Consider the following 264-nt stretch of genomic DNA (forward strand, 5'->3'; position numbering starts at 1 on the left):
AGTTCGAGTGCGAGATCCCGGACGAAGAGGCCGAGAAGATCACCTCGGTGCAGCAGGCGATCGATTACGTCAAGGCGCACGTCAAGTCGTAATCGGCCGCGACGCAGCCGCGCGCGAGTCCTCGCGCGCGGTGTGCGCCGGCATGCGTTGCGCGACCATCGCACGACCATCGCAATGGATCGATAAGCAACCACCCGGGGCCGCATAGCGGCCCCGTGCTTTTCCGGGGCGTCGATACGCCAGCGTAGCGTAGCGGCCGCTTCG

The 264-nt window shown here is 66.3% G+C and carries 1 protein-coding gene; it reads left to right on the plus strand.

All coding sequences use genetic code 11. The features are described 5' to 3' along the window. A partial coding sequence (locus tag HKX41_11885) for an acyl carrier protein (GenBank protein NNC24834.1) occupies positions 1-92 on the plus strand: 92 nt, incomplete at its 5' end. Positions 93-264: the final 172 nt, after the last annotated feature.

The sequence above is a fragment of the Salifodinibacter halophilus genome, from assembly GCA_012999515.1.
GTDB lineage: Bacteria > Pseudomonadota > Gammaproteobacteria > Nevskiales > Salinisphaeraceae > Salifodinibacter > Salifodinibacter halophilus.